Source organism: Mesorhizobium sp. M0119, assembly GCF_040322615.1.
In the GTDB taxonomy this organism is placed as follows: domain Bacteria; phylum Pseudomonadota; class Alphaproteobacteria; order Rhizobiales; family Rhizobiaceae; genus Mesorhizobium.
Map to the genome: position 1 here is coordinate 205,861 of NZ_JAMYTU010000002.1, position 22,182 is coordinate 228,042.

The window sequence follows — 22,182 nt, forward strand, 5'->3', positions numbered from 1 at the left end:
GGCCTTGCGGATATGTCCTCACCCATCTTGAAACTGGTGGCCCAGCGCATTGCGCTGGGCATCATCCTTCTATTGGCCGTTTCGGTCTTGATCTTCGCCGGCACCCAGATCCTGCCCGGCGACGTCGCACAAGCCATTCTCGGACAGTCAGCGACACCGGAGTCGCTCGCCAATCTGCGCGAGCAGCTCGGCCTCAATGATCCGGCTTACATCCGTTATTTTCGCTGGCTCGGCGGCATCCTGACCGGTGATCTCGGTACGGCTATGTCGAGCGGTCAGGATATCGCAACCTCGATCAAGGGAAGGCTGTGGAACACGCTGTTCCTCGCCTTCTGGGCGGCGGTCGTCGCGGTGCCGCTGGCGATCATCCTCGGGCTGATCGCGGTGCGCTACCGCAATGGCTGGGTCGACAAGCTGATCTCGGGACTGGCGCTGGCCTCGACGTCCTTCCCGGAATTCTTCGTCGGCTATGTTCTCGTCTTTTTCTTCGCGGTGCAACATCAATGGTTTCCCGCCATTTCCACTGTCTATGACGGGATGCCTTTCGGCGAACGCATTCAGGCCATCGCACTGCCGGCGGCGGCGCTGACCCTGGTGGTGCTCGCCCACATGATGCGCATGACGCGCGCCGCGATCCTCAATGTCATGCAGTCGGCCTATGTCGAAACCGCCGAACTCAAGGGGCTTTCGGCCTTCGCGGTCATCCGCAGGCATGCCTTCCCCAATGCCATTGCGCCGATCATCAACGTCGTGATGCTCAATCTCGCTTACCTGATCGTCGGCGTCGTCGTGGTCGAAGTTATCTTTGTCTATCCAGGCATGGGCCAATACCTCGTCGACCACGTCACCAAGCGTGACGTGCCGGTGGTGCAGGCGGTCGGGCTGATCTTCGCCGCCGTCTACATCAGCCTGAACATCATCGCGGACATAGCGGCGATCGTCGCCAATCCGCGCCTCAGACATCCGAAATGAGGGGGGCGGGTATGCTCGTCATCAAACGCATCCCCATCCCGGCATTGATCGGCATCGTGCTGACGGCACTGTTCGTCTTGGCGGCAATCTTCGCGCCGTGGATCGCGCCGCACGGCAATGCCGAGATCGTCAGCGACGTCCCTTGGGAGCCAATGTCGGCGGCGCATTGGCTGGGCACCGACAATCTCGGTCGCGATCTGTTGTCGCGCATGATCTATGGCGCCCGCGTCACCCTGTTCATCGCGGTGCTGGCGACCGCGCTGTCCTTCTCGCTCGGCGCCATCCTCGGCTTCTCGGCGGCGGTTTTCGGCGGCTGGTTCGACACGCTTCTGTCGCGTCTCGTCGATCTCCTGATGTCGATCCCGACACTGATCATGGCCCTTGTCGTGCTGTCGGTGCTGCCATCCAATCTAGTGACGCTGATCCTGGTCATGGGCATTCTCGACTCGACCCGCGTCTACCGCCTGTCGAGGGCGGTCGCCGTCGACATCAACGTCATGGATTACGTCGAGGCGGCCAAATTGCGCGGCGAAGGCAGCGGCTGGATCATCTTCCGCGAAATCCTGCCCAATGCGCTGTCGCCGCTGGTTTCGGAACTCGGCCTGCGCTTCATCTATGCCGTGCTGTTCCTGTCGACGCTGTCCTTCCTCGGGCTTGGCGTGCAGCCGCCGGACGCCGATTGGGGCGGCATGGTCAAGGAAAACAAGGATGGCATCGTATTCGGCATAGGCGCCGCCCTCATTCCGGCTGCGGCGATCGCAGCGCTGGCGATTTCCGTCAATCTCGTCGCCGACTGGGTACTCAACCGCACGACAAGCCTGAAGGGAGGACGCGGGTAATGGCTGACAAGCAACCGAATCCCGGGCAACCGAAGCCCGGGCAACCGAAGTCCGGCGTGCTGCTCGACATCCGTAATCTGCGCATCGAGGCGACCGTATATCCGCCGGGCGAGGCGCCGAAGAATATCGTTCTGGTACACGATATCTCGCTGACGCTCGAAAAGGGCAAGGTGCTCGGATTGATCGGCGAGTCCGGCGCCGGCAAATCGACTATCGGCCTGTCGTCGATGGGTTATGGCCGCGGCGGCGTGCGCATCACCGGCGGCGAGGTCATCCTCAATGGCCGCGACATCCTGAAGGGCGGCAACGAAGGGTTCCGCAAATTGCGCGGCCGCGAGGTCTGCTATGTCGCGCAATCGGCGGCAGCGGCCTTCAATCCGGCGCACAGGCTGATGGACCAGGTGGTCGAGGCAGCACTCCTGCACGGCACGGCGACGCGGGCCGAAGCCGAAAAGCGCGCCGTGGCGCTGTTCAAGAAGCTCAGCCTGCCGAACCCCGAAAGCATCGGCGAGCGTTTCCCCCACCAGGTGTCGGGCGGTCAGCTGCAGCGCGTGATGACAGCAATGGCGCTGTGCTCGGAGCCCGACCTGATCGTCTTCGACGAGCCGACCACTGCGCTCGACGTGACGACGCAGATCGACGTCTTGGCGGCGATCAAGGACGCCATCCGCGACACGCATGTGGCGGCACTCTACATCACTCACGACCTTGCCGTCGTCGCCCAGGTCTCGGACGAGATCATGGTGCTGCGCCACGGCCGGCTGGTCGAATGGGGCGGCACCCGCCAGATCATCAAGGAGCCGCGCCAGGAATACACCAACGCGCTGGTTTCGGTGCATGAGATCGAACACCAGGAGCAGAAGCCCGGCACGATCCCGTTCCTGTCGGTCAAGAACATCACCGCCGCCTATGGCCGCAGCCACATCAAGGTGCTGAAGAACGTCTCGGTCGACATTTTCCCCGGCCAGACGCTGGCTGTGGTCGGCGAGTCCGGCTCCGGCAAATCGACACTGGCGCGCGCCATCACCGGCCTCTTGCCGCCCGAACAAGGCACCGTCACCTTCGACGGACGGCCGCTCGCCAACCGGCTTGCCGACCGGCCGAAGGAGGATCTGCGCCAATTGCAGATGATCTACCAGATGGCCGACGTGGCGATGAACCCGCGGCAGACGGTCGGCACCATCATCGGCCGGCCGCTGGAATTCTATTTTGGGATGCGCGGAAGGCAACGTGACGCCCGCGTCGCCGAACTGCTCGACAAGATCGAAATGGGCAAAGGCTATGTCGACCGCTATCCGGCCGAGCTTTCGGGCGGCCAGAAGCAGCGCGTCTGCATCGCCCGTTCGCTCGCCGCCAAGCCGAAGCTGATCATCTGCGACGAGGTGACCTCGGCGCTCGACCCGCTGGTCGCCCACGGCATACTGGAGCTGTTGCTCGGGCTGCAGAAAGAGGAAAACGTCGCTTATCTGTTCATCACCCATGATCTCGCAACAGTGAAGTCGATCGCCGATTCGATCGCGGTGATGTATCGCGGCGAAGTGGTGCGCTACGGCGCCAAGAGCAAGGTGCTGACGCCACCGTTCGATGCGTACACCGATCTTTTGCTGTCGTCGGTGCCAGAAATGGAGATCGGCTGGCTGGAAAAGGCGATCAAGGGACGGCGCATGGCCAGCGCGGGGAACTAGCGGGCCGCCCTTTGGGCCCGACGATCCTGTCCGGGCGTGGATTGAACGGCAGGCCCGCCCTGACTTTTCCGCTTAAGCCGCATGGAGGCGCCCTTGGCGCTCAACACAAAACTATTGCTCATCATCCTCGACGGCGTGCCTTACCGAAACTGGCGACGGCTGATGGGCAATCTCGAAGGCTGGGTGCAATCAGGCGAAGCGCGCGTATGGAAGATGCGCTCCGTCCTGCCGTCGACCTCGGCATCCTGCTATGCCTCGATCCACACCGGCGTGCCGCCCCAAGTGCACGGTATCCTGTCGAACGAGAACCGGTTTCGCGTCGAACAGCCGGACATCTTTTCCGAAGTCAGCCGAGCCGGCGGCAAGACGGGTGCGGTCACCCATTCCTACTGGTCCGAATTCTTCCGGGCCTATCCGTTCGACCTGGTCGAGGACATGGAGTTCGACCAGCCGGGCAGGCCGATCAGCCATGGCCGGTTCCACACCATGACCGGCTACAATGCCAGCAACCAGATGACGCCGAGCGACGTCGACCTGTTCGCGACGTTGACCATGCTGACCAGGCGCTACGGCATCGACTACGGCATCCTGCACAGCTGCACGCTGGACTCGATGGGCCACCGCTTCGGCCATGACTGCCACGAGATGGATCATGCCGTCTGTGCAATAGACGCCATGCTCGCCGGCTTCCTGCCGCGCTGGCGGGAAGCCGGCTACGAGGTGATCGTCACCGCCGATCATGGCCAGACCGATCGTGGCCATCATGGCGGCCACGACGAGGAGATGCAGGATTTCGCACTTTACTACTTCGGATCCGGCGAGGGTCCGGAAGCCAACACGGTGCTCAATCAGCTGCAGCTCGCGCCGACAGTGCTTGCGCGCCTCGGCGTGCCGGTGCCGGCGACGATGAAGGCCGAGCCATTTCTCGACTGATTGCTGCCTAGCCTGCTTGCTTGCGGAGAACATGAAGCCGGGCCGAAATGCGCGACGCCGAATGGAGGCCGGATACAGCAGTCAAAGTTCGAGACAGACCTTGCCAAAATGCTTTTGGGAATCGTAGTACTTGAAGGCACTGGCGATCTCCTGCAGCGGAAAACTGCGGTCGATAGCAGGTTTCAAACGGTTGGCCTCTATGGCACGAATCATGTCGTCCTGGTCTGCCCTGTTGCCAATCGAGACTCCGCTGACCCTAATCTGATTGGAAAACAGCGCCGGGATCGAAACTTGCCCGGCAAAACCAGTCAAGACACCGATCAGTGCGATGTGACCGCCCATCCTGCAGGCTGCTATCGACTGCGCCAACGTGGCGGGTCCGCCAACCTCGATCACATGATCGACGCCGCGTCCGTCCGTCAAAACCCTTGCCTTCTGGCCCCAATCCGGCACTGCCTTGTAATTGACGACAATGTCGGCCCCAAACCGCTTTAGCTTTTCCAGCGTCTCCTCCGATGAGGAGGTGGCAATAACCCGAGCGCCGGCAATTTTTGCGAATTGCAACGCGAACAGCGATACGCTTCCCGTGCCAAGGACCAGCACCGTATCACCGGGCTTCACCTGGCCGCACACCATCAGGGCTTTCCAGGCGGTGGCGCCGGCACAGGTAAGCGTTGCCGCCTCCACATGCGTGAAGTCTGCCGGTGCCCTTGTGAAGGCATGCCAGGGCATGCACACATACTCGCGGGCATAGCCGTCAACATCATCTCCCAATTCGCCGCTCTTATTGGCCGGCGTCGGTTCGCCTGCCAGCCAATGGGGCCAATAGGTGCTGACGACGGCATCTCCGACCTTGAATTCTTGGGCACCGCCTGAGACCGCAACCACCTCTCCGGCGCCATCGGACAGCGGGATACGGCCATCGGCGCACGGTTTCCTGCCCAGCGCCACCATGCTGTCGTGGAAATTCAACGAACACGCACGTATCCTGACAAGCAACTCACCCGGCCCTGGTTCTGGGCAACCTTCCTCGACCAGCTTGAGATTCTCCAAGCCTCCCGGCGCTTTCAGCCTAATCAGTCTCATGGAAAGCTCCTTCCGACCGCGCAAGGCTTCATGCGCCCCACCACTCGCGTCGACGCTTGACCACATCGAACACCGCCATCGGCGACTGATCCACGAGAATCGCGGCCGCAAAAGCTATTGTTGGTCATGACATTTCGTTTCTTCAGGCTGGATTGCCATTTGCGATCGGGACCTTAGTCGCCCGGCAGCGGACCGTTGAGTTACAAAACTGTCGGGAATCCCTGCACGGCGATGTCGTCCAATTACGCTCCGCCCGCGGCTGAACGACTGCACCTTGCCCGATAGGTATGAGCCACCTCGTGGCCGCCGTCATTGCCAGCCTGGCGGCCGCCTTCCGCTTGGCGCCACTGACTGAGACAGTATCCCAAAAAAGGGGGAGAATTGTGCACTCTGGCAACCTCTCCGCTCTTCGGCTAGCCTCCGCAAGAATTCTCGGGCGGATGCGGTGAACCTTTTTGGGCCGATCAGCGACAGAGCAGGCAGGAGCCGGGCGGCTCGACCGGCGATGACGGCCGCGGAGACCGATCGCGCGCTCGTCGAGCGGGTCGCGAAGGGCGACCGTGCCGCCGTGCGGCTCCTGTTCATGCGCCACCACGCGCGGGTCTACCGCTTCGTGGCACGCCAGACGGGATCGGAACTGATGGCCGACGATATCGCGAACGAGGTGTTCCTCGAGCTGTGGCGGCAGGCGCCGGCCTTCGAGGGGCGCTCGGAGGTCTCGACATGGCTGCTCGGCATTGCCCGCTTCAAGGCGCTGTCCCTGCTGCGCAAGAAGAAGGAAGACTGGATCGACGACGATGACGCGGCCCAGGTCGCCGACGGTGCCGACACGCCGGAAGTCGTGACGATGAAGGAAGACAAGGCCGCTGCCTTGCGACGCTTCATCGATGCCATGCCGGAAGAGCACCGCACGGTGATCGACCTTGCCTATTATCACGGGCAATCGGTGAGCGAGATCGGCGAGGTGCTCGGCATCCCGGTCGCCACCGTCAAGACCAGGATGTTCTACGCCCGCAAGAAACTCGGCGAAGCCCTCAAGGCCGCCGGTTACGACAGGGGGTGGCCATGAGCGCCGCTGAAAAAATGTCGCGCCGCGACAAAATGGAAATGCTGCTGCCGTTTTATCTGAACGGCTCGCTGGAGGGCACCGAGCTCGAAGCCATCGAGGAATGGCTGGCGAGCGATCCGGCGGCGATGGCCGCACTTGGCGAGGCCGAGGCCGAATTCTCCGGCACCGCTGCCGCCAACGAGGCAATCCGCCCGCCGGCCGATGCGCTCAGCCGCTTCGCCAAGGCGCTCGGCGCCGAGGCCGGCCCGGCCCGCGCGCCTGCGGCATCGTCCTGGCTGACGCAGGCCTGGAGCCGCTTCATGGCGGTGCCCGCCGGCGTCGCCTGGGCGGCGGCCGCGGTGCTGCTGGCCCTGGTCGTCGCGCAATCCTTTGTGCAGACCGGCAACAGAGGTGGCGATTTCGAGATTGCCGGATCGGAGGACGATCTGGCCAAAATGCCGTTTGCACTGGTGAAGTTCAAACCGGATGCGAAGCTGTCCGACATCGTCGCTTTTCTCGACCAGAACCAGCTGAAGATCGCCGGCGGGCCGATCCCCGACGGCGTCTTCCGCCTCGGCGTTCCGGCCAAGACCGCCGCCGACTATCAGAAGCTGCTTGGCCTTATTGCCGCCCAGCCTTTCACCGAAGCTGCCCTGGAGGGAAGGAAACCGGCTGATGGCGGCTAAGGCGGTCATTCGATTGACGGCGGCGATGACAATCTTTGCCGCGTCCGCGATGGCGCAGACCAACGACCCGAACCTCACCCAGGCTGAGATCGACTGCCTGAACAGGGGAAGTGCTGCCAACGCCGACTGCGCCAAGGATGGCGGCGGCGAGAAGGACGGCGGCAAAGCGCCGGCTCCTGGAACGACGCGCGCGGTGTTTCTTCCGGGCTTGATTGTCGACTTGTTCCCCAATCCTGCCGTAGTCGCCGACGCGCCGATACCTCCTGGCAATCCTGCGGCGCCGCCGTCCACTCCGCCCGCCGGCACGCCGGCAATACAGGCTGCCGCGCGGGTTGGTCCGGTTGTAGCACCCACCGATCTTGTCGCAACCGAGCCGCCGCGCGCCGTGATCGGCGATTTCGTGCCCGACGAGGTGCTGGTCACCGTCAATGGCGATGCCGGCGCGGTCCAGCAGATCGCCGCCTCGTTCGGCCTCGAAATACGCTCGCAGCGGCAGTCGCGGCTGCTCGGCAACACACTGGTGCGCTTCGGCATTCCCGATGGCCGCCCGGTCGGCGTCGTGCTGGCGCAGCTTGCCGCCGACGGCCGTACTTTGCGGCGTGAGGCCAACCACGTCTATGCGCTGCAGCAGGCGGCCAGCATCGTCAATTATGCGTTCGAGCGCATCGCGCTCGACGCCAACGAAGCCAGCGGCGAGAATGTCCGCGTCGGCGTCATCGACACCGGCATCGACGACAGCAATGCGGCGCTTTCCGGCGTTATTGCCGGGCAGTTCGATGCCATGCCCGACGTGCCGATCAAGGCGCGCGATCACGGCACTTCGGTCGACGGCCTGATCGCCGGCACCGGCGCGTTCAAAGGCATGGCGCCAGGCGCCAGGATCTATCACGCCCGCGCCTTCGAGGGCGGCAAGTCGACCATGGACGTGATCCTTTCGGCGCTCGACTGGGCGGCGGAGCAGGATGTCCGCATCATCAACATGAGCTTCGTCGGTCCGAAGAACGACCTGCTCGGCATCGCCTGCGGCAATGCACGCGCGCTTGGCATGGTGCTGGTCGCGGCCGCCGGCAATAACGGGCCGAAGGCGCCCTATGGTTATCCGGCCGCCTTCGACGGCGTGATCGCGGTGACGGCCACCGATGCCAAGGACGGGCTGATGGCGCAGGCCAATCGCGGCGCCTACGTCTTCATCTCCGCTCCCGGCGTCGAGATGGTGGCGCCGAGCGGCGCCGGCTCGGACGTGGTGACCGGGACTTCCTTTGCAGCGGCGATCGTGACCGGCGCGATCGCCAATCTGTTGCATGCCGCGCCCGACCGCTCCGCCGACTGGGTCGAGAAAGCTCTGGCCGCCACGGCAAAGGATCTCGGCCCCACGGGGCGCGACAATGATTTCGGCTTTGGCCTTCTGAACACCAAGGCGGCCGAGGCGGCGAAGGACTAAGTCTTTTGTTTGAAGCTTCTGCCTTATCAAAGCTCAATCAGTTGGTTGTCGCAAATGGCCGAGAAAGGTGGAGGCCGTGTAAAAGCTCGACTCTGGCCGACGCTCTCAAGGGCAGCAGCATTATTCGAGAACAGAATTCTACGCTCAGGATATCGCGACAGGTTTCCACCGGCCTCGGTGGAGAGCGGCCATTTACCGAGCCGTCTCACAACGCTGTCGCGAAACTTGTCTCACGCCGTGCTATAATGACCAAGCCAACCTGCACTACGCCGCAGTAGGGAAAATGCTTCACCGCGGGCACACAGAATGTAGACCTGTGGTCGCCAGTCCTGATCAGAAATAAAAACGACAGGGAGGATGACGTGTCCCTCGACGCCAGTGACTTCGATCAAGCAGTTGAAAAATACCACCTGGCTCTGGATGAGTTCATGAAAGGAAACCCCGCGCCAGCGAAGAAGCTCTTTTCCCAACGAGACGATGTAACACTGGGCAATCCCTTTGGCCCATTCGCGCATGGATGGGAGCAGGTCGTTGAGACGATGGAGCAAGCGGCATCGAACTACAGGGACGGCGACGCTACCGGCTTCGAGAACATAGCAAAGTGTGTGACGTCTGAGCTGGCATACATCGTCGAAGTGGAGCGGCTCAGGTCCAAGGTTGGCGGTCGGAGCGATGTCACGCCTCTTGCGTTACGCGCGACGAGCGTCTTTCGCCCAGAAGATGGTCTGTGGAAGATTGTGCATCGTCATGCCGATCCGATAACGACGGCTCAGCCGGCCGATTCGGTACTCCACCGATAGCGGTTTTGGTATGGGGAAGCGATCGATCTCCTTTGCTGCTGCAGCGCGGCTATTCTTCAGTCCGTTCTCTGCTACGGGTGGGCCCGCGTCATCGGGCGCTCAGGGTCGGCCGGCCGCTCGGGGTCGAACTCGGGCGCCCGGAGTGATCGAGGTGGGCCCCCCTAGGCCGGCGCGCCGGCCACCGATGCCCTGACCACCAGATCGACCGGCCAGACCTCGCCGCGGGCGCCCTCCTCCAATCCGGAAATCCGCGCCGCCAGCCGTTCGGCGATGCGCGCGCCCGCCAGGCGGATCGACGAACGTGTGGTCGACAGCGGCACCGAAAAATTTTCCGGCTTCAGGACAATGATTTCGGCAATGGCCTGCCGGACACCAAGGCGGCGGAAGCGGCGAAGGAGTAGCCGCGCCCGCTTAAGTCGCGTTTTGCCGAGGACGTGCCAGAAAATAGAACGCGGCGATGTGCGTGATCATCAGCAGCGGTACGTAGATGATCGGGATCGCGTAGGTGGCGCCCAGTTCCCCCGCGCGTGCAGGAAGGCCGATCTGAATGGCGTGGTAATAGTCGACGATGAGGTCGACCGTCCCTACGACGTTGAAGGCGGCGACCAACGGCCAGAAGAGCGGGCGTATCCTCACCGTGAGCAGCGTCAGCATGGCCAGCACGCCAGTCGCGAAAACGCCGTAGGCGGCGAACACGGCGAAATCGGCGGGCAGATTGGGGCTTACGACGCCTGGAACCATGAAGACGAGCCCGAAGAAGCGGAAGCTGTGCAGCGTAGCGATAGCGCGTTGCGCCGCGACCCGGTCCATCGACCTGAGCCACGGCAAACCGTACGCTCCGAAGCAAAGCAGCCACGCGACATAGCCGAGAACAAGATGGATTTGGAACACCATTTCCGTGGACATTTGGCCTCCTCTCAACAGTTGGTTCACGCGGCCTTAAGCCCGCTACCGCAATTCGACTATCCGGTGTAATCACAACAACCTATGAAGCAGAACTACACAGTCCGACATGGTGCGCTGGAGGGCGTCGAGGCGTTCCTGGCCGTCGCCAGGCGCCGCAGCTTCCGCCGTGCCGCCGCCGATCTCGGCGTGACGCCGTCCGCCGTAAGCCAGGCGGTGCGCGCACTGGAAGCCCGCCTGGGCACGGCGCTGTTCGTCCGCACGACGCGGAGCGTCGGTTTAACCGAGCCTGGCCAGCGGTTCCTCGACCGTGCCGGCCCAGCATTCGAGGAGCTCGTCGCGGCCGGCGAGGCTGCCCGCGATATCGGCCAACGGCCGACCGGTCTGCTACGCCTGTCTGTGCCCCGCGCCATCGTGCCGCTGATGTTGGAGCCGGTGCTCGCGTCGTTCTGCCAAGCCTATCCTGAGATCGAACTGGAGATCGCCGTGAGCGACCAGATGGTCGATCTCGCGACCGGCGGGTTCGACGCCGGCATCCGCCTCGGCCAGCTCATCGCCGCCGACATGGTCGCAGTGCGGCTGACAGCGCCGTTCTCGTTCGTGGTCGTCGGGAGCCCTGACTATCTCGAGCGCCACGGCCATCCCGAGCGTGTCGACGACTTGCGCGACCACGCCTGCTTACGCTTGCGCCGCTCGAATGGCAGCATCGCGCCCTGGTCGTTCATCGACGGCAATGGTGCAATCGAAGCGGTCGTCTCAGGCCCACTGATCGCGCACGACTATTCGACATTGGTCGGGGCTGCGATGCGGGGTGTTGGGCTGGCGCAGACACCGCGACCACTCGCCGAAGGTCCGATAGCCGAAGGAAAACTCAAGTCGGTGCTGGACGGCGTCGCCACCACGACGCCGGGCGTCTTCCTCTATCATCCTGGCAAGCGCCAGGTCCTGCCGAAGCTGCGCGCCTTCATCGATCACCTCAAATCCGCGGCCTGAGACCAGGACGCACTCGCTGATGCTGACCAACAGCCGCCAAGGTCGACCTCGGCCGTTCAGAGTGATTGAGTGCCCCTAGGCAGGCGCGCCGGCGACCGATCCCCTGACCACCAGGTCGACCGGCCAGACCTCGCCGCGAGCGCCCTCCTCCAGGCCGGAAATCCGCGCCGCCAGCCGTTCGGCGATGCGCGCGCCGGCCAGGCGGATCGACGAACGTGTGGTCGACAAGGGCACTGAAAAATTTTCCGGCTTCAGCCACGGAAAGACGTCGTCATGGGCGATCAGCGACACGTCGCCCGGAATGGTCAGGCCGAGATCGCGCACCGCGCGCACCACGCCGAGCGCCATGATCAGGCTGGAGCAGGCGATCGCGGTCGGCGCGTCGCTTTGTTCCAGCAGACGCCTGGCGGCGCGGTAGCCGTTCTCCTCGGTCATGGTCAGGGAACAGACATGCTGATCGCGAAGCACCAGGCCGCTTGCCGCAAGCGCGCGCCGCACGCCGCGCTCGCGATAGATGGCGAAGGTCTCGCGATCGTCGCCATTGATCAGTGCCAGCCGCCTGTGCCCGAGTTGCACTAGTAGCCGCGCCGCCTCGTGGAAGGCGCCCTCATTGTCGATGTCGGTGAAGGGGTAGTCGAAATCGAAGCCTTCGCTGCGGCCATGGACGATGAACGGAATGCCGAGCGTATTGACGAGTGCCACCCGCCGGTCGGCAGGCCTCGGCGAGGAAATATAGACCGCGTCGACCTGCCGGTTGGCGACAATGCGCCGGTAGGTCGTCTCCTGGTCGTCGGCATCGGCCGGTGACAGCACTAGGTCGAGCTCGTGCGAACGCGCATAGTCGCCGAGGCCGGACAGGAACTCGACGAAATGCGGGTCGATATCGACGGTCGTTCCCGTCGGCAGCACATAGCCGATCATGCCGGTCTTGCCGGTCGCCAGCCGGCGCGCGCTCGGATTGGGGCGATAGCCGTGACGCTTGGCGGCATCCATCACCCGCCGGCGCGTTTCCTCGTTGACTTCCGGGTAGCCGTTCAATGCGCGGCTGACCGTGGTCTGCGAAAGCGCCAGCATGTGGGAGAGCTGCTTGAGGTTCACTGGAGGCCTCCAAACCTCAAAGCGCTTTTAATCTGAATCGATGTGGCCGCTACGAACCGCGTTGCCGAGCGCAGTGACCATACGCACGGTTCGGACCGGTTTGAAGCCGAATTTGCTGCTGCACCGCCAGAAAACTGTGCTGCAGCGCACTTTCGCCGGCACTCGACCGCAGAAATTAAATCGATTAAGCCGGCTTCCTCTTGACTCCCGATCAATTCAGTGGCGAGATCAAAATGACCAAAGCGCTTTGGAAGACTCTGCGAAAGGTTGCAGTTCCTTTCCGACTGAGTCACAGTCCTGCAGCGCCGGCGGACGGAATGGAGGTTTCGTTCGGTGTTTGTCACCACTGGGAGGGAATACCGATGAAGAAAATGCTTCTGCTGGGCGCTGCGTTTGCCACGCTCGCCCTGGCCATGCCCGCGCAAGCCGAACTGAAGTTCAAGCCGGGCGAAGATCCCCGTTTCAACTGGGCCAACTACGAAGAGCTCAAGAAGGTCGACCTCAAGGGCGAGACGCTGACGATCTTCGGGCCGTGGCGCGGCGAGGACGAAGGGCTTATCCGCACCGTTCTCGATTACTTCTCCGAAGCTACCGGCGCCGAGATCAAGTATTCCTCGTCGGAGAATTACGAGCAGCAGATCGTCATCGACACGCAGGCCGGCAGCCCGCCCAACATCGCCGTGCTGCCGCAGCCGGGCCTGATCCAGGATCTGGCATCGAAGGGCCTTTTGACGCCGCTCGGCGACGACACCGCCAACTGGGTCAAGGACAATTACGGCGCCGGCCAATCTTGGGTCGACCTCGGCACCTTCAAGGACAAGGACGGCAAGCCCGGCTTCTTCGCCTTTCCTTATAAGGCCGACGTGAAATCGCTGGTCTGGTACTCGCCGGACAATTTCGAGGAAGCCGGCTACAAGGTGCCGAAGACGCAGGAAGAGCTTGCCGAGCTCGAAAAGAAGATCATCGCCGACGGCGGCACGCCATGGTGCATCGGGCTTGGTTCGGGCGGCGCCACCGGCTGGCCGGCGACCGACTGGGTCGAAGACATCATGCTGCGCACCCAGACGCCCGAGACCTACGACAAATGGGTGAAGAACGAAATTCCGTTCAACGATCCGGCCGTGGTCAACGCCATCGACATTTTCGGCAAGATCGCGACCGACGACAAGATGGTCGAGGGCGGCGCCAAGGCGGTTGCGGCCACCGATTTCCGCGACAGCCCGAAGGGCCTCTTCTCGGTGCCGCCGAAATGCTATCTGCACCACCAGGCATCGTTCATCCCGACCTTCTTCCCGCAAGGCACCAAGATCGGCGAGGATGCCGACTTCTTCTACTACCCGCCCTACGCCTCCAAGCCCGAGCTCGGCACTCCGGTGCTCGGCGCCGGCACGCTGGCCATGATCACCAAGGACTCCAAGTCAGCGCGCGCCTTCATCGAATTCCTGAAGCTGCCGCTCGCTCATGAGATCTGGATGGCACAGGGCGGCTTCGTGACGCCGTTCAAGTCGGTCAACAAGGACGCCTATGCCAGCGACGCGCTGAAGAAGCAGGGCGAGATCCTGGCCAACGCCTCGACCTTCCGCTTCGACGGGTCCGACCTGATGCCGGGCAAGATCGGCGCCGGTGCGTTCTGGACCGGCATGATCGACCTGGTCGGCGGCAAGTCTGCCCAGGACGTCGCCACCGACATCCAGAAAAGCTGGGACGCTATCAAGTAAGCGGCCGGCTTGAGTTCCGAATGTGATGCGGTCCGGGCCTCAAACGGCCCGGACCTTATCCGGTGCTTGGCGTCGCGTCGGTTGTCGTGAGCACAACGCATTCCGGCATGACGCGCGCCCAGTGACCTGCTTTCCGGCTGGTCGCGCTCCAGACAACTGAATCGGCGCATGACCCCGTCGCCAAAGCCATTATCGACTGGCGGATCCGTGCGCAGGGGGAGGGACCCATGGCGGCTCAGATTTTTTCGGCGATATTCGTCATCATCATCGGCGTGGGCGGCTGCGTCGCCTATTTCTGGGGCGCCAACAAGGCACTCGACACGATCTTTCCGGCACGCGGCGTTTCCGGCAAGGCGGCGATTAACAATCTGCGCCGGCAGGGGGTGATCCGACCCTGGCTGTTCGTCGGCCCGGCGATGATCATTCTCACTATCTACCTGATCTACCCGGTGGTGGAGACACTGAGGCTGTCGTTTCTCGATCGCGGCGGCGCCCATTTCGTCGGCTTGGCCAACTATCAATGGGCGTTCGGCGACCGCGAGTTCCGCAACTCGATCCTCAACAACATCATCTGGCTGGCGGTGGTGCCGGCCGCCTGCACCTTCCTCGGGCTGATCATCGCCGTGCTCACCGACAAGATCTGGTGGGGCACCATCGCCAAGAGCCTGATCTTCCTGCCGCTGGCGATCTCCTTCGTCGGCGCCAGCGTCATCTGGAAATTCATCTACGAGTATCGCGGCGACGGGCAGACGCAGATCGGCCTGCTCAACGCCATCATCCAGTATTTCGGCGGCCAGCCGCAGGTCTGGATATCGCTGCCGTTCTGGAACAATTTCTTCCTGATGATCATCCTGATCTGGATCCAGACCGGCTTTGCCATGGTCATCCTGTCGTCGGCCTTGCGCGGCATTCCGGAAGAGACGCTGGAAGCCGCCGTCATCGATGGCGCCAACCCTTTCCAGATCTTCTGGAAGATCATGGTGCCGCAGATCTGGGGGACGATCGCCGTCGTCTGGACCACCATCACCATCCTGGTGCTGAAGGTTTTCGACATCGTGCTGACCATGACCAACGGCCAGTGGAACAGCCAGGTGCTGGCCAATCTGATGTTCGACTGGATGTTCCGCGGCGGCGGCGATTTCGGTCGCGGCGCCACCATCGCCATCATCATCATGATCGCGGTCATTCCGATCATGGTCTGGAACATCCGCCAGGCGAACAAAGAGACGGAAGGACATTGAGATGGCCGCGTCGACCGGAAAGTCCTTTGTCAGCCGTTTCGGCGTCCATATCGCCGTCTTCATCTTCGTCGCGATCTGGACGATCCCGACGCTCGGCATTCTGGTCTCGTCGCTGCGCGACAAGGACCAGATCATCGCTTCGGGCTGGTGGAACTCGTTCACCAGTTCCAGCCAGACGGAAGCCGGACGGCTGCCGCCCGCCTCGGCGCAGGTCGAGAAGGACGGCAAGTTCGTCTTGCAAGGCAATATTTTCGGCGATGGCCCGGCCCGTAACATCAGCGCCTTCGGCGTCAAGTCGGCCGCACCGACGCAATATCCCGCCGGCACGACAGCCGATCTCGGCGACGGCGTGACCCTGCAGCTCAATGCCGACGGCAGTTTCGTCATGACCTCGCCGAAGGCTTTCGAAAGCGAACGCGGCCAGCGCGTCTATTACGCCTCGTCGGCGCCGCCGAAATTCACCACCGACAATTACGACACGGTGCTGTTTTCGGAAGGCATCGGCCGCTCATTCATGAACTCGCTGACCGTCACCATTCCGGCCACCGTCATCCCGATCCTGATCGCCGCGTTCGCCGCCTACGCGCTGGCCTGGATGCGCTTTCCCGGCCGGGCCCTGCTCATCGCCGTCATCATCGGCCTCCTGGTCGTGCCGCTGCAGATGTCGCTGATCCCGCTGTTGAAGCTCTATAACGGCGTCGGCAGCTTCTTCGGCGTGCCGTCGAAGACCTATCTCGGCATCTGGCTGGCGCATACCGGCTTCGGCCTGCCTTTTGCCATCTATCTCCTGAGAAGCTATATCGCCGGCTTGCCACGCGAGATCATGGAATCGGCGCGCATCGACGGCGCCAGCGATTTCGAGATCTTCGTCAAGATCGTGCTGCCATTGTCGTTCCCGGTGCTGGCCTCGTTCGCCATCTTCCAGTTTCTCTGGGTGTGGAACGATCTGCTGGTGGCGATGGTTTTCCTTGGTACCGAAGGCGACCAGATCGTGCTGACCGCCAAGCTCAATGCGTTGCTCGGCTCGCGCGGCGGCGACTGGGAGATCCTGACGACATCGGCCTTCGTCACCATCATCGTGCCGCTGATCGTGTTCTTCTCGCTGCAGCGCTATTTCGTCCGCGGGCTGCTTGCCGGCTCGGTGAAAGGAGGTTGAGATCATGCAATCCGCTTTGAAGGCCACCCCGAAGCCCGATCTCGTTACAGATCGCGACTGGTGGCGAGGTGCCGTGATCTACCAGATCTACCCGCGCAGCTATCAGGATTCGAATGGCGACGGCATCGGCGACCTCAGGGGCATGATCGGCCGGCTGCCCTACATCGCCTCGCTCGGTGTCGACGCCATCTGGATCTCGCCATTCTTCAAATCGCCGATGAAGGATTTCGGCTACGACGTGTCGGATTATTGCGATGTCGATCCAATGTTCGGCACGCTGGCCGACTTCGACGCGCTGACCGCCGAGGCGCACCGGCTTGGACTTAAGGTGATGATCGACGAGGTGCTCTCGCACACCGCCGACATCCATCCCTGGTTCAAGGAAAGCCGTTCGAGCCGCAGCAATCCAAAAGCCGACTGGTACGTCTGGGCGGATGCCAAGCCGGACGGCACGCCGCCCAACAACTGGCTGTCGATCTTCGGCGGCTCGGCCTGGCAGTGGGACACCAGCCGCCAGCAATATTATCTGCATAATTTCCTGGCCGAGCAGCCCGACCTCAATTTCCATAGCCGCGCGGTCCAGGACGCGCTGCTCGACGTCACCCGCTTCTGGCTGGAGCGCGGCGTCGATGGCTTCCGCCTCGATACCATCAATTTCTATTTCCACAGCCAGGGCCTGGAAGACAATCCGCCGCTGCCGCCCGAGCAGCGCAACGACCAGACGGCGCCAGCCGTCAACCCCTACAACTACCAGGACCATCTCTATGACAAGAGCCGGCCTGAAAATCTCGGCTTCCTCGAACGCTTCCGCGCCTTGCTCGACGAATATCCGGCGACGGCCGCGGTTGGCGAGGTCGGCGATTCGCAGCGTGGGCTGGAAGTGGTGGCGGCCTATACGGCCGGCGGCAAGCGCGTGCATATGTGTTACTCCTTCGACTTCCTGGCGCCGGAGAAGATCAGCGCGGCAAAGGTGCGCTCGGTGCTGGAAACCTTCGGCAAGGTGGCCAGCGACGGCTGGTCGTGCTGGGCCTTTTCCAACCATGACGTGATGCGTCCCGCCTCGCGCTGGGCAGCCGGCGAGCCCGACCCGACCGCCTATCTCAAGGTCATCTCGGCGCTGCTGATGTCGTTGCGCGGGTCGGTCTGTATCTATCAGGGCGAGGAGCTCGGGCTTAGCGAGGCCGAACTCAGCTTCGAGGATCTGCAGGACCCATACGGCATCCGCTTCTGGCCGGAATTCAAAGGCCGCGACGGCTGCCGCACGCCGATGGTTTGGGACGGCGCGGCCCGCAATGGCGGCTTCTCGACGGCAAAGCCCTGGCTGCCGGTGCCCAGCAAGCACCTTGCCCAAGCCGTCAATGTGCAGCAAGGCGACGACGGCTCGCTGCTCGAGCACTACCGGCGCTTCCTGGCTTTCCGCCGCGCCCATCCGGCACTGGCCAAGGGTGATATCGAGTTCATCGAAAGCGAGGGCGACACCGTCGCCTTCACGCGCCGCGAAGGCAACGAGCAGATCGTCTGCGCCTTCAATCTCGGAGCAAAGCCGGCCGAGGTCGATCTTGGCGGCCGCTCACTGCAGCCCTTGCCGGGACACGGGTTTTCGGGACAGACTGGCGCCGGCACTATCCGCCTCGGCGGCTACGGCGCCTGGTTCGGGCGTATCGACTGAATTCTAGGAAGAACTGGAGGGTACCATGGCCGATGTCACGCTAAGGCAAGTGAGGAAATCATATGGCAATCTCAACATTCTGCACGGCGTCGACCTCGACATAAAGTCGGGCGAATTCATCGTCTTCGTCGGCCCCTCGGGTTGCGGCAAGTCGACCCTGCTGCGCTGCATCGCCGGGCTGGAGGAGATCACCTCCGGCGAGCTCAAGATCGACGGCGAGATTGTCAACGACGTGCCGCCGTCGAAGCGCGGCATCGCCATGGTGTTCCAGTCCTATGCGCTCTATCCGCACATGACGGTCTACGACAACATGGCGTTCTCGATGAAGATCGGTAAGGAAAGCAAGGCCGAGATCGACAAGCGGGTGCGCCAGGCGGCCGAGATCCTGCAGCTGACCAAATATCTCGACCGTCTGCCCAAGGCGATGTCGGGCGGCCAGCGCCAGCGCGTCGCCATCGGCCGCGCCATCGTGCGCAATCCCAAGGTCTTCCTGTTCGACGAGCCGCTATCCAACCTCGACGCGGCGCTGCGTGTCGCCACCCGCATCGAGATCGCCAAGCTCAAGGAATCGATGCCGGCCACAACGATGATCTACGTCACCCACGACCAGGTCGAGGCGATGACGCTGGCCGACCGCATCGTGGTGCTGAAGGAAGGCCATATCGAACAGGTCGGCACGCCGATGGAGCTCTACAAGCGGCCCGGCAATCTATTCGTCGCCCAGTTCATCGGCTCGCCGGCGATGAACATCCTGCCGGCAACGATCGACAGGACCGGCAACCCCACCGTTGTCAGCCATGTCGGCGGCCGCAAGGCGACGGTGCCGATCGCAACGCCTGCCTCGGCGAAAGGCGCTGCGGTGAGCTTCGGGGTGCGGCCGGAGGATCTGATGATTGCCACCGGCGCCGACTATTTGTTCGAAGGGACGGTCGATTATGTCGAGCAGCTCGGCGAGGTCCAGCTCGTCTATGTCGACATCGGCCGCGCCGACCTGCCGCTGGTGACCAAGCTGCCAGGCAATGTCGAGGTCAAGCGCGGAGCGGCGATGCGGCTGACGGCGGACGCCAGCGACCTGCATATTTTCGACGCGGACGGACACTCCTTCGCGCTCCATGAAGCAGAAGCAAAGGCGGCTTGAGGCAGGCGTTTTTCCGCTATGCAAAAAACAAGAGCGGCGGGCGTGGCCCGCCGCTCTTGTTTTTAGTTCCAGTTCGGCTGTTAGTTGTTGCCGAAGAGGTTGCGGTCGGCGCCCTGAGGCGCGGACTTAGGCACATCGCCAGACGAATTCAGCAGCTTGTAGATCGGCGAGTTGCTGTCACGCACCGAATACGTCTGCGTGTTGTCGACATTGTCGGTCGTCTGCTTGTTGATGTCGGTCCCGCCAACATTGTCGTTGCGGGCATAAGCGCTGCCGGCGGCAATCAAGAGAGCGGCGGCAGCAAGAACGATCTTTTTCATTTTAATACTCCTGAATTTCTCGGATCCAGGCGGCGGGCATGCCGCCGCCTTGATGGTGGGATCGGCTGTTAGTTGTTGCCGAAGAGGTTACGGTCGGCGCCCTGGACAACCGGCTGCTTTTCAGCCTGGTCCGACGTCTTGAGGGAAGCCGTGTAGGAGCTATCGACCGAGACAGCAGGCTGGTTGGCACCGTTGGAACCAAAGTTGTCGCTGCCAGCGAAGGCGCTGCCGCCGATGGCCAAAACGGCGGCGGCAGCAAGAACGATCTTTTTCATCTTAATACTCCTGAATTTTTTCAGATCCCGGGCGGCGGATATGCCCGCCGCCCTGATACTGGGATCGGCTGTTAGTTGTTGCCGAAGAGGTTACGGTCGGCGCCCTGGACAGGCTGCTGGTCAGCATGAACCGGCTTCTGAATGGAAGCCGTGTACGAGCTGTCGACCGAAGCGGCAGGCTGGTTCGCACCATTGGAACCAAAGTTGTCGCTGCCAGCGAAGGCGCTGCCGGTGATGGCCAAAACGGCGACGGCGGCAAGAGCGATCTTTTTCATTTTAGTACTCCAGTATCTTAGTTTTCGGTCCGTCTAGCGGCGTGTCTTGGGAGGAATTCGCGTCGTTCGGACAGCCCCGATGTGGGAAAGCCAATGGCCAGTTTCCAATCACGAAGTTGTTTGGTGTGGACCAAGAATCTACACCTTGAAATTGTGCCAGAGATTCCCTTCGCCACAATTTTATTACTAAAGATCAAGTAGATAGCCCATAGCATCGGCCTAGCTGCAAGGCGACTTGGGAAGGCAGCGTTCACAACATCCTGCACGCATTGTCAACAGAAACGAACCGTTCGGTTCGATTTTCCAAACCGATAAAAGTCGCAACCGAGGTTGTTTGTCGAATCGTTAACCATTTCAGCCAAACGCGGCCTCGCCGTTCTGCCTGTTTTTGGCCCGTTTATGCCGGGCAGCGAAGGCAGCAACCGGGCAAGCAGAACCGGGTCAGACCCCGTAGCGTTCGGTGCGGATGAGTGCCGCCGGCACGCCGGCATCGATCAGTGCCTCGGCGGCGGCCGTCACGAATGCGTTCGAGCCGCAGACGAAGGCGAGCTTCGGTGGCGCAGGCAGCCTCGTCATGGCTTGCACCATCATCGCGGCATCGATCCGCCGCGCATAATCCGCCGGACGGCGGGCCGGCTCGCGCGTCAGCGTCAGCACCAGGTCGAAGCCATCCCGGCGCTCGGCGAGGTCGATCAACTCGTCGCGAAAGATCACCTCGTCCCAAACTCGCGCGGAAAACACCAGGGCGGCGGCGACCAGCGACCCCCGTATCGCCCGGTGACGGACCATCGACATCAGCGGCACCACGCCCGACCCACCGCCGACGAGCAGGAGCGGGCCGCCATCGCCGTCGGACCAAACGAAATGGCCGCCGAGCGGCCCGCGCAATTCGACCTCGTCGCCCACTGCCGCGATCTCGTGAAAGAACGGCGAGACCTCGCCGTCCTCGAGTTTTTCAATTGCCAGTTCGATGGTCTCGCCGGTCTCCGGTGCCGAGGCGATGGAATAGGAGCGCCGCGCCTGATAGCCGTCAGGCGCCGTCAGCCTGACATCGACATGCTGTCCGGCACGGTAAGCGAAGGGCCGCGATGGCTGCAGGAAAAAGCTGGTGACGCGCGGCGTGCGCTTTTGGATGCGGGTGATGGTGACCGTCTGCCAGGGCGACTGCGCCGCCGGTGCGTCGCTCATGGATCGTTCGTGTAGCGCTGCTCGCGCCACGGGTCGCCATAGATATGATAGCCTCGCAACTCCCAGAAACCCGGCTCGTCACGCTCGGTGAACTGCAACCCGTTCAGCCATTTGGCCGATTTCCAGAAATAGAGATGCGGAACGAGCAGCCGTGCCGGGCCGCCATGGTCAGGCGTGATCGGCTTGCCTTCGTAAAGCAGTGCCACCATCGCCTTGCCGCCGGTGAGATCCTTCGTCGGCACGTTGGTGGAATAGCCGTCGAAACCCAGCGCCAGCGTGAAGGCGGTGGGCGGCTCGATGCCGGCGTCGGCAAGGATGTCGTCGACCAGCACGCCCTGCCACGCCGTGTCGAACTTGGTCCATGCGGTCACGCAATGGATGTCGCGCGTCATCTTGGTCAAGGGCAGCGCGTTGAACTCGGCCCAGTTCCACTTCTTGATCGGCCGCGCCCCGTGCTTAAGCGTGAACGACCAATCCTCGGTGCGCACATGCGGCGTCGGGCCGGCCGACAGGACCGGGAAACCTTGCTCGAGATATTGCCCCGGCGGGATACGTGCATCCGTATCCGTCGGGGGCTTTCGTCCGGAAGAGAAGCCTCGGGTAACCATCGAGAATATCCATTTGCGCAAGGTCCAATCGACCTTTGTCAGTTTTCTCGAAGACGCGCGCGCGGGCAACCGAAATCTGGGCTCCGGCCCGGCGGCAATGCTCTACATCG

General features: G+C 62.7%; 22 protein-coding genes and 1 pseudogene. 14 read left to right on the forward strand and 9 right to left on the reverse strand.

All coding sequences use genetic code 11. From position 1 onward, the window contains the following. Window positions 1-12 precede the first annotated feature (12 nt). The 4 genes from NKJ40_RS02830 (at window position 13) to NKJ40_RS02845 (ending at window position 4,429) form a co-directional block, all read left to right on the forward strand. The gene (locus tag NKJ40_RS02830) at window positions 13-972 is read left to right on the forward strand and encodes an ABC transporter permease (RefSeq protein WP_352464556.1); all 960 of its coding nucleotides are present in this window, start codon (window positions 13-15) and stop codon (window positions 970-972) included. Window positions 973-983: 11 nt separating this feature from the next. Next, window positions 984-1,811 (forward strand): ABC transporter permease, encoded by an 828-nt coding sequence (locus NKJ40_RS02835; protein ID WP_352464558.1) that lies wholly within the window; start codon window positions 984-986, stop codon window positions 1,809-1,811. Continuing rightward, window positions 1,811-3,496 (forward strand): ABC transporter ATP-binding protein, encoded by a 1,686-nt coding sequence (locus NKJ40_RS02840; protein ID WP_352464560.1) that lies wholly within the window; start codon window positions 1,811-1,813, stop codon window positions 3,494-3,496. The genes NKJ40_RS02835 and NKJ40_RS02840 overlap by 1 nt, the downstream gene beginning before the upstream one ends. A gap of 93 nt (window positions 3,497-3,589) precedes the next feature. Continuing rightward, window positions 3,590-4,429, forward strand: a complete 840-nt coding sequence (locus NKJ40_RS02845; RefSeq protein ID WP_352464562.1) for an alkaline phosphatase family protein — start codon at window positions 3,590-3,592, stop codon at window positions 4,427-4,429. 81 nt (window positions 4,430-4,510) lie between these two features. Here NKJ40_RS02845 and NKJ40_RS02850 read toward each other — a convergent pair whose 3' ends face one another. Then, on the reverse strand, window positions 4,511-5,515 hold the full coding sequence (locus tag NKJ40_RS02850) for a zinc-dependent alcohol dehydrogenase family protein (protein ID WP_352464783.1): 1,005 nt from the start codon (window positions 5,513-5,515) through the stop codon (window positions 4,511-4,513). A gap of 505 nt (window positions 5,516-6,020) precedes the next feature. Here NKJ40_RS02850 and NKJ40_RS02855 point away from each other — a divergent pair. The 4 genes from NKJ40_RS02855 (at window position 6,021) to NKJ40_RS02870 (ending at window position 9,490) form a co-directional block, all read left to right on the forward strand. Beyond that, the gene (locus tag NKJ40_RS02855) at window positions 6,021-6,584 is read left to right on the forward strand and encodes a sigma-70 family RNA polymerase sigma factor (protein ID WP_352452243.1); all 564 of its coding nucleotides are present in this window, start codon (window positions 6,021-6,023) and stop codon (window positions 6,582-6,584) included. Beyond that, on the forward strand, window positions 6,581-7,249 hold the full coding sequence (locus NKJ40_RS02860; protein ID WP_352464564.1) for an anti-sigma factor: 669 nt from the start codon (window positions 6,581-6,583) through the stop codon (window positions 7,247-7,249). The genes NKJ40_RS02855 and NKJ40_RS02860 overlap by 4 nt, the downstream gene beginning before the upstream one ends. After that, window positions 7,239-8,690: a S8 family serine peptidase gene (locus NKJ40_RS02865; RefSeq protein WP_352464566.1), complete on the forward strand. Its 1,452-nt coding sequence runs from the start codon at window positions 7,239-7,241 to the stop codon at window positions 8,688-8,690. Before NKJ40_RS02860 ends, NKJ40_RS02865 begins: the two co-directional genes overlap by 11 nt. Before the next feature lie 362 nt (window positions 8,691-9,052). Next, window positions 9,053-9,490 (forward strand): YybH family protein, encoded by a 438-nt coding sequence (locus tag NKJ40_RS02870; protein ID WP_352464568.1) that lies wholly within the window; start codon window positions 9,053-9,055, stop codon window positions 9,488-9,490. Between the two features lie 161 nt (window positions 9,491-9,651). Here NKJ40_RS02870 and NKJ40_RS02875 read toward each other — a convergent pair. Together NKJ40_RS02875 and NKJ40_RS02880 are read right to left on the reverse strand one after the other, a co-directional pair. After that, window positions 9,652-9,831, reverse strand: a pseudogene (locus NKJ40_RS02875) (transcriptional regulator); the annotation flags it as partial. A 70-nt stretch (window positions 9,832-9,901) separates the two neighbouring features. Then, window positions 9,902-10,396 carry a DUF8737 domain-containing protein gene (locus tag NKJ40_RS02880; RefSeq protein ID WP_352464569.1) on the reverse strand — a complete coding sequence of 165 codons (495 nt, stop codon included), beginning with the start codon at window positions 10,394-10,396 and terminating at the stop codon, window positions 9,902-9,904. A gap of 81 nt (window positions 10,397-10,477) precedes the next feature. Between NKJ40_RS02880 and NKJ40_RS02885 the strand changes: the two genes are divergently transcribed. Further along, entirely contained in the window at window positions 10,478-11,386 is a 909-nt protein-coding gene (locus tag NKJ40_RS02885; protein WP_352464571.1) for a LysR family transcriptional regulator, read from the forward strand. A gap of 75 nt (window positions 11,387-11,461) precedes the next feature. On the opposite strand, the gene NKJ40_RS02890 is transcribed toward NKJ40_RS02885, so the two are convergent. Next, window positions 11,462-12,484 (reverse strand): substrate-binding domain-containing protein, encoded by a 1,023-nt coding sequence (locus NKJ40_RS02890; protein ID WP_352464573.1) that lies wholly within the window; start codon window positions 12,482-12,484, stop codon window positions 11,462-11,464. A gap of 362 nt (window positions 12,485-12,846) precedes the next feature. On the opposite strand from NKJ40_RS02890, the gene NKJ40_RS02895 reads away from it, so the two are divergent. The 5 genes from NKJ40_RS02895 (at window position 12,847) to NKJ40_RS02915 (ending at window position 19,406) form a co-directional block, all read left to right on the forward strand. Then, window positions 12,847-14,202, forward strand: coding sequence for an ABC transporter substrate-binding protein (locus NKJ40_RS02895; protein ID WP_352452249.1), 1,356 nt, complete (start codon window positions 12,847-12,849; stop codon window positions 14,200-14,202). 227 nt (window positions 14,203-14,429) lie between these two features. After that, complete coding sequence (locus NKJ40_RS02900; protein WP_352464574.1) at window positions 14,430-15,443, forward strand: carbohydrate ABC transporter permease; 1,014 nt, start codon at window positions 14,430-14,432, stop codon at window positions 15,441-15,443. Between the two features lies 1 nt (window position 15,444). Beyond that, the gene (locus tag NKJ40_RS02905) at window positions 15,445-16,599 is read left to right on the forward strand and encodes a carbohydrate ABC transporter permease (protein ID WP_352464575.1); all 1,155 of its coding nucleotides are present in this window, start codon (window positions 15,445-15,447) and stop codon (window positions 16,597-16,599) included. 4 nt (window positions 16,600-16,603) lie between these two features. Further along, window positions 16,604-18,268, forward strand: a complete 1,665-nt coding sequence (bglA, locus tag NKJ40_RS02910; protein ID WP_352464577.1) for a beta-galactosidase BglA — start codon at window positions 16,604-16,606, stop codon at window positions 18,266-18,268. A 25-nt stretch (window positions 18,269-18,293) separates the two neighbouring features. After that, window positions 18,294-19,406: an ABC transporter ATP-binding protein gene (locus NKJ40_RS02915; protein WP_352464579.1), complete on the forward strand. Its 1,113-nt coding sequence runs from the start codon at window positions 18,294-18,296 to the stop codon at window positions 19,404-19,406. 80 nt (window positions 19,407-19,486) lie between these two features. Here NKJ40_RS02915 and NKJ40_RS02920 read toward each other — a convergent pair whose 3' ends face one another. The 5 genes from NKJ40_RS02920 to NKJ40_RS02940 form a co-directional block, all read right to left on the reverse strand. After that, the gene (locus NKJ40_RS02920) at window positions 19,487-19,726 is read right to left on the reverse strand and encodes a DUF680 domain-containing protein (protein ID WP_352464581.1); all 240 of its coding nucleotides are present in this window, start codon (window positions 19,724-19,726) and stop codon (window positions 19,487-19,489) included. A gap of 68 nt (window positions 19,727-19,794) precedes the next feature. After that, the gene (locus tag NKJ40_RS02925; protein ID WP_352464583.1) at window positions 19,795-20,001 is read right to left on the reverse strand and encodes a DUF680 domain-containing protein; all 207 of its coding nucleotides are present in this window, start codon (window positions 19,999-20,001) and stop codon (window positions 19,795-19,797) included. 71 nt (window positions 20,002-20,072) lie between these two features. Continuing rightward, window positions 20,073-20,276, reverse strand: coding sequence for a DUF680 domain-containing protein (locus tag NKJ40_RS02930; protein WP_352464585.1), 204 nt, complete (start codon window positions 20,274-20,276; stop codon window positions 20,073-20,075). 441 nt (window positions 20,277-20,717) lie between these two features. Next, window positions 20,718-21,464 carry an FAD-binding oxidoreductase gene (locus NKJ40_RS02935; protein ID WP_352464587.1) on the reverse strand — a complete coding sequence of 249 codons (747 nt, stop codon included), beginning with the start codon at window positions 21,462-21,464 and terminating at the stop codon, window positions 20,718-20,720. Beyond that, a complete protein-coding gene (locus NKJ40_RS02940) occupies window positions 21,461-22,072 on the reverse strand; it encodes a molybdopterin-dependent oxidoreductase (protein WP_352464589.1) in 612 nt (203 codons plus the stop codon). Before NKJ40_RS02940 ends, NKJ40_RS02935 begins: the two co-directional genes overlap by 4 nt. Between the last annotated feature and the right edge of the window lie 110 nt (window positions 22,073-22,182).